The 6,632-nt window shown below is 73.6% G+C and carries 6 protein-coding genes; 5 read left to right on the plus strand and 1 reads right to left on the minus strand.

Annotation, left to right across the window (positions count from 1 at the left end):
• The first annotated feature begins 62 nt into the window (after nt 1-62).
• Both ABEB07_RS29680 and ABEB07_RS29685 read left to right on the plus strand, forming a co-directional pair.
• Entirely contained in the window at nt 63-1,370 is a 1,308-nt protein-coding gene (locus tag ABEB07_RS29680) for an FtsW/RodA/SpoVE family cell cycle protein (RefSeq protein WP_176152125.1), read from the plus strand.
• A 76-nt stretch (nt 1,371-1,446) separates the two neighbouring features.
• Nucleotides 1,447-2,916, plus strand: a complete 1,470-nt coding sequence (locus ABEB07_RS29685; protein ID WP_345671169.1) for a penicillin-binding transpeptidase domain-containing protein — start codon at nt 1,447-1,449, stop codon at nt 2,914-2,916.
• A 74-nt stretch (nt 2,917-2,990) separates the two neighbouring features.
• Here ABEB07_RS29685 and ABEB07_RS29690 read toward each other — a convergent pair whose 3' ends face one another.
• Nucleotides 2,991-4,100: a ferritin-like domain-containing protein gene (locus ABEB07_RS29690; protein WP_176150484.1), complete on the minus strand. Its 1,110-nt coding sequence runs from the start codon at nt 4,098-4,100 to the stop codon at nt 2,991-2,993.
• 152 nt (nt 4,101-4,252) lie between these two features.
• Between ABEB07_RS29690 and ABEB07_RS29695 the strand changes: the two genes are divergently transcribed.
• The 3 genes from ABEB07_RS29695 (at nt 4,253) to ABEB07_RS29705 (ending at nt 6,220) form a co-directional block, all read left to right on the plus strand.
• Nucleotides 4,253-5,191, plus strand: coding sequence for an AurF N-oxygenase family protein (locus ABEB07_RS29695; protein WP_345671170.1), 939 nt, complete (start codon nt 4,253-4,255; stop codon nt 5,189-5,191).
• 77 nt (nt 5,192-5,268) lie between these two features.
• Nucleotides 5,269-5,928 carry a TetR/AcrR family transcriptional regulator gene (locus ABEB07_RS29700; RefSeq protein WP_176150482.1) on the plus strand — a complete coding sequence of 220 codons (660 nt, stop codon included), beginning with the start codon at nt 5,269-5,271 and terminating at the stop codon, nt 5,926-5,928.
• Between the two features lie 10 nt (nt 5,929-5,938).
• Nucleotides 5,939-6,220, plus strand: coding sequence for a hypothetical protein (locus ABEB07_RS29705; RefSeq protein ID WP_425589094.1), 282 nt, complete (start codon nt 5,939-5,941; stop codon nt 6,218-6,220).
• The last annotated feature ends 412 nt before the right edge of the window (nt 6,221-6,632 follow it).

Consider the following 6,632-nt stretch of genomic DNA (forward strand, 5'->3'; position numbering starts at 1 on the left):
CGGCCGCGGCGGGCGCCGGGACGGCCGCGGCGGGGGCCGCGGCGTCCGTCCCCCCCCCCCCCCTGCTCCCCCGGCGCCGCGGTGTCGAGCTCGCCCTGATCGTCGTCGCCGTCCTGCTGTCCGTGTACGGCTACTGTGCCGTCGGGCTGGCGAAGTCCGGCGCGCTCCCGCCCGGCGCCGCCGGCTACGGCGCCGGGCTCGGCGTGCTCGCGCTGCTCGCGCACGGCGCGGTGCGGCTGCGCGCGCCGTACGCCGATCCGCTGCTGCTGCCGATCGGGGTGCTGCTCAACGGGCTGGGCCTGGTGCTGATCTACCGGCTCGACCTGGAGACCCCGGGCGAGCGGGCCGCGCCCGCCCAGCTGGTGTGGTCGACGCTGGGCGTCGCCTTGTTCATCCTGGTGGTGCTCGTGCTGCGCGACCACCGCTGGCTCCAGCGCTACTCCTACCTCTGCGTGGTCGCCGCGCTCGCCCTGCTGGCCCTGCCCATCCTCTTCCCGCCGGTGAACGGCGCCCGCATCTGGGTGCGGGTCGGGGCGTTCTCCATCCAGCCGGGCGAGTTCGCCAAGGTGCTGCTCGCGGTGTTCTTCGCCGCCTACCTCGCCGCCGGCCGCAGCGCGCTGGCGTACACCGGCCGCCGGGTGTGGCGGCTCCAGCTGCCCACCGGCCGGGTGCTCGGCCCGGTCGCCGCGATCTGGCTGCTGAGCGTCGGGGTGCTGGTGCTGGAGCGGGACCTCGGGACCTCGCTGCTGTTCTTCGGGCTGTTCGTCGTCATGCTGTACGTCGCCACCGGCCGCACCGGCTGGATCGCGGTCGGGCTGCTGCTCGCGGTGGCCGGCGCGGTCGGCGTCGGCCGGCTGGAGCCGCACGTGCACGGCCGGGTGCAGGAGTGGCTGCACCCGTTCGCGTCCATCGACGCGGGCCAGGGGCCCGGGCAGATCGCCCAGTCGCTGTTCTCCTTCGCGGCCGGCGGGCTGCTCGGCGCGGGACTGGGCTCGGGCCACTCGATCCTCGTCGGGTTCGCCGCCAAGTCCGACTTCATCCTGGCCACCGCCGGGGAGGAACTGGGGCTGGCCGGGCTGTCGGCGGTCTTCCTGCTGTACGCGCTGCTGGTCGAGCGCGGCTACCGGACGGGCCTCGCGCTGCGCGACCCCTTCGGCCGGCTGCTGGCGGTGGGGCTCGCCTCGCTGCTGGCGCTCCAGGTGTTCGTGATCGCGGGCGGGGTGACGGGGCTGATCCCGCTGACCGGCATGGCGATGCCGTTCCTGGCCCAGGGCGGCTCCTCGGTCGTCACCAACTGGGCGATCGTCGCCCTGCTGATCCGGGTGAGCCACGTGGCCCGCCGCCAGTACGACGGTACGGCGCCGCCATGAGCCGTACGCGTACGCGACCGGGCCGTAGCCGTAGCCGTAGCCGCGGCCGCGGCCGCGCCGGCGGGCGGTGTCCCCGGTGAGCCGGTGCATCCGGCACGCCGCCGCCTTCTGCGTACTGCTGCTGGTGGCGCTGCTGGTCAACACCGCCTGGCTCCAGCTCTTCCTGAGCCCGTCCTACGCCGGCAACCCGGCCAACCGCCGCCCCACCATCGCCCGTTACGACCAGCCGCGCGGCCGGATCCTGGTCGGCGGCCGGCCGGTGACCGGGTCGCGGGACACCGGCGAGCAGCTGCGCTACGAACGCACGTACGCCGACGGCCCGTTGTACGCGCCCGTCACCGGCTTCGCCTCGCAGCGCTACGGCACGACGTTCCTCGAACACTCCGAAGACCAGGTGCTGTCGGGCACCGATCCGATGCTGGCGGGGCTGCGCCTGTGGAACGACTTCACCCGGTCCCGGGCGCCCGGCGGCGACGTCGTGACCACCCTGAACCCGGCGGCGCAGCGGGCCGCGTTCGACGCCCTGGGGGCGCGCAAGGGCGCGGTCGCGGCGATCGAGCCGGCCACCGGCCGGATCCTGGCGCTGGTGTCCACGCCGTCGTACGACCCGGCGGAGCTGTCCGGCAACGGGCCCGCGGTGGCGGCGGCCTGGGCGCGGCTGAACGACGACCCGGAGCAGCCGATGCTCAACCGGGCGGTGCGCCAGACGTATCCGCCGGGTTCGACGTTCAAGGTGGTCACCGCGGCGGCGGCGCTGGACGCCGGGCTGGTGACGGACCTCGACATGCCGACCGACTCGCCGGACCCGTATCCGCTGCCGGGCAGCACCGCGCGCCTGGTGAACGAGGGCGAGGGCTGCGAGAACGCCTCCCTGCGCTACGCCTTCGAGTTCTCCTGCAACACGGTGTTCGCGAAGCTGGGCGTGGACGTGGGCGCGGCGGCGATGCGGACGGCGGCGCAGGGGTTCGGCTTCGACGACGAGGGGCTGCGGATCCCGTTCCCGGTGACGCCGAGCACGTTCGAGGCGCCCGCGGACCGGGCGCAGCGGGCGCTGTCGTCGATCGGGCAGTACAACACCCGGGCGACGCCGTTGCAGATGGCGATGGTGGCGGCGGCGGTCGCCGACGGCGGGCAGTCGCGGGCGCCGTACCTGGTGGAGCGGACCACCCGCCGCGGCGGCGCCACGGTGTCGGCGGCCGGGTCGCGGCCGGCCCGTCAGGTGATGCTGCCGACGACGGCGGAGCGGCTACGGGAGCTGATGTGCGGGGTGGTCGAGGAGGGCACCGGGCGCAACGCCGCGATCCCGGGGGCCGTGGTGGGCGGCAAGACGGGGACCGCGCAGCACGGCGTGGGCAACCGGGGCACGCCGTACGCCTGGTTCGTCTCCTGGGCGCAGGGCGATCAGGACCTCGATCCGCGGGTGGCGGTCGCGGTGGTGGTGGAGGACGCGTCGGCGCGGCGCGGGGACATCAGCGGGGGCGGTACGGCGGCGCCGATCGCGAAGGCGGTGATGGAGGCGGTGCTGCACTCACCGCCGACGCGGTGAGCACAGCAGCTACGCGGTGAGGGCGGCGGCGACGCGGTGAGCGCGGCGGCGTCCGTGTGCGGCCCGTGTGCGGCTCAGCCCTCGGCCGCGCCCGCCTCGATCGCCTCCCGCACCTCGGCCACCCGCTGCGCCTCCTCCGTCGCGAAGCGCTCGGCGTCCAGGCGTTCGGCGATCTCCTCGTCCTGGGCCATCAGCAGGTCCAGGCTGGAGTCGCCCAGCTCCAGGACGCCCATGTCGACGTAGGCCCGTTGCAGGCGCTCGCCCCACAGGCCGATGTCCTTGACGCAGGGGACGATGCGGCTGAACAGCAGCTTGCGGAAGAGCTGGAGGAACTCGGAGCGCTCGCTCAGTTCGTCGGCCTCGGCCTTCGGGACGCCGAAGTTCTCCAGGACCTCGACCCCGCGCAGCCGGTCGCGCATCAGATAGCAGCCCTCGATGACGAACTCCTCGCGCTCGCGCAGTTCGGCGTCGGTGAGCTGGCGGTAGTAGTCGCGCAGCGCCATGCGGCCGAAGGCCACGTGCCGGGCCTCGTCCTGCATGACGTAGGCGAGGATCTGCTGGGGCAGCGGCTTGTCGGTGGTGTCGCGGATCATGCCGAAGGCGGCCAGCGCCAGGCCCTCGATCAGCACCTGCATCCCGAGGTACGGCATGTCCCAGCGGCTGTCGCGCAGGGTGTCGCCCAACAGGGACTGGAGGTTGTCGTTGATCGGGTAGAGCATCCCGATCTTCTCGTGCAGGAAGCGGCCGTAGATCTCGGCGTGCCGGGCCTCGTCCATCGTCTGGGTCGCGGAGTAGAGCTTGGCGTCGAGGTCGGGGACGGACTCCACGATCCGCGCCGCGCAGATCATCGCGCCCTGCTCGCCGTGCAGGAACTGGCTGAACTGCCAGGACGCGAAGTGCCGGCGCAGCTCGCCCCGGTCGCGCTCGGTCATCTTCGCCCAGTACGGCGTGCCGTACAGGATCATCGCCTCGTCGGGCGTGCCGAGCGGGTCGTACGGATCGACCTCCAGGTCCCAGTCGACGCGCTTGTTCCCGTCCCACTGCTTGTCCTTGCCCTTCTGGTAGAGGGCGAGGAGCCGCTCGCGGCCCTCGTCGTACTCCCAGCCGAAGCGGGCCGCGCCGGTCGCGGGGACCTGCCAGTGCGGATCGCCCGGGTCGTTCGCGTACAGGTCATAGGTCGGCATACTCCGCAGGCTCACACGCGGCCGTCCGCTCAACAAGTCCTGCCGCAGGGATTGACGGGCTTGCTGACGCGCAGTCTCATAAGAGGCGTGAACCTGACCGCCGGGTAACGAGCTGATCCGGCCACACTCCCGTACGACGAGGTGGGACACCGATGACGACCGTGACGGATGCCGACGCGCTCGCCGGACTGCGCGACGCGCTCGGTCTGCTCAAGGACCGGGAGCAGGTGGCCGAACGGCTGCTCGACTCGTCCGCCAAGCACTCCTTCGACCCGGACCGGGAGCTGGACTGGGAGGCCCCCTTCGAGGAGGGCAAGTGGTTCTGGCCGCCGGAGCTGGTGTCGCTGTACGGCACGCCGCTGTGGAAGCGGATGGGCGAGGAACAGCGCATCCTGCTCTCCCAGCACGAGGCCGCCGCGCTCGCCTCGCTCGGCATCTGGTTCGAGCTGATCCTGATGCAGCTGCTGGTGCGGCACATCTACGACAAGCCGGCCACCAGCGCGCACGTGCGGTACGCGCTGACCGAGATCGAGGACGAGTGCCGGCACTCCAAGATGTTCGCCCGCATGATCAACCGCGGTGACACGCCCTGGTATCCGGTGGCCCCCGTCCACCTGCACCTCGGCCGGCTGTTCAAGACGGTCTCCACCACGCCCGGCTCCTTCACCGCGACCCTGCTCGGCGAGGAGATCCTCGACTGGATGCAGCGGCTGACCTTCCCGGACGAGCGGGTGCAGCCGCTGATCCGCGGGGTCACCCGGATCCACGTCGTGGAGGAGGCGCGGCACGTGCGCTACGCCCGTGAGGAGCTGCGCCGGCAGATGGTGACCGCGCCGCGGTGGTCGCGGGAGTTCACCCGCCTCACCTCCGGCGAGTTCGCCCGCGTGTTCTCGGTGGCCTTCGTCAACCCCGAGGTCTACGCCGGCGTCGGCCTGGACAAGCGGGAGGCCATGGCCCAGGTGAAGGCGAGCGGCCACCGGAAGGAGATCATGCAGACCGGCGCCAAGCGGCTGACCGACTTCCTGGACGACGTGGGCGTGCTGCGGGGAGTCGCGCGGCGGATGTGGCGGTCCTCGGGCCTGCTGGCGTAGCGCCGGTGCGCCGGGCGGACGCGGAGATGACCGCGGGCCGGCGGCGGCCCGGGTGGGCAGCGATTACGCTGCCCAGCATGAGCCCTGCCGCATCCACCCCCGCCTATCGAAGGCTCAGCGTCGAGGAGCGGCGCGCGCAGCTGCTCGACGCCGCCCTGACCCTCTTCGCGCACCGGGCGCCCGAGGAGGTCTCGCTGGACGACGTGGCGGAGGCGGCCGGGGTGTCCCGGCCGCTGGTGTACCGGTACTTCCCGGGCGGCAAGCAGCAGCTGTACGAGGCCGCGCTGCGCTCGGCGGCGGAGGCGCTGCGCACCTGCTTCGACGAGCCGCGGGAGGGTCCGCTGCTGCCCCGGCTCGCCCGCGCCCTGGACCGCTACCTCGCCTTCGTCGACGGCCACGACGCCGGGTTCACCGCGCTGCTCCAGGGCGGCAGCGTGGTGGAGACGTCCCGCACCAGCGCCATCGTGGACGGGGTGCGCCGGGCCGCCGCCGAGCACATCCTGCGCCATCTCCAGGTCAGCGAGGCCGGGCCGCGGCTGCGGATGACCGTGCGGATGTGGATCACGGCGGTGGAGGCGGCCTCGCTGATCTGGCTGGACGAGGACAAGCAGCCGCCGGTGACGGAGCTGCGGGACTGGCTGGTGGAGCAGTTCGTGGCGGTGCTGGCGGTGACCGCGAACCGCGACGAGCAGACCGCCGCGGTGGTGGGGCGCCTGCTGACGCCGGCGGATGGCTGACACTGGGACCGTGAAGAGCCAAGACACCCCCTTCGAGGGCGGCCCCATGGACGGGCGGGTGCTGCCGGTGCTGGTGGGGCCCACCGGGAACCCTCCGAAGACGTACCGCATCCCGGTCCCGGACGCGGCGGGCGGCCCGCCCACCGTGCTCGTCTACCGCCGGGTCCCGCGCGGCCACAGCAAGCGGCTAGGGCTGCCCCAGGGGTGGAAGTACGCGTTCGATCCCGAGGGCCGGCGCGGCGGCGGCCCGAAGTGGCCGTGGTCGAAACCGCCCGGTCGGCAAGCCGGGTGACACGGGCGGGTGAGCATGTTGCGCCGTACGGCGCAGCGTGGGCACACATCGTCGGTTGATACGTCGAATCTCACGGTGTGAGGCGGACAGGCCGCCGCGCACCGGAGGTGATGACGTGTCAGGAAGGTTGCCGCGCCTGGTGTGCACGGCCGCGATGGCGGCCCAGGCGGCCCTCTCCCCCGCCTCCACCACAGCCACCCCCCTGCCCGCCGCCGGGTCACGGCCCCCGGCCGCCCTCCGCGTGGCTGCCGGACCACGGCCTGCGGCCGAGCACGAGGCCGTCCCGGCGTCGCCGTCGGCGGGCGGGCGGCCGCCCGCCGACGGCAAGGCTCCCGCGTCGGGGACGCGTCCGTCGCCGACGGCGGCGCGCGCCGCCGGGCCGGGGCAAGCGCCGCCGGACGGTCGCCCGCCC

This window comes from Streptomyces similanensis (genome assembly GCF_039543625.1).
GTDB lineage: Bacteria > Actinomycetota > Actinomycetes > Streptomycetales > Streptomycetaceae > Streptomyces > Streptomyces similanensis.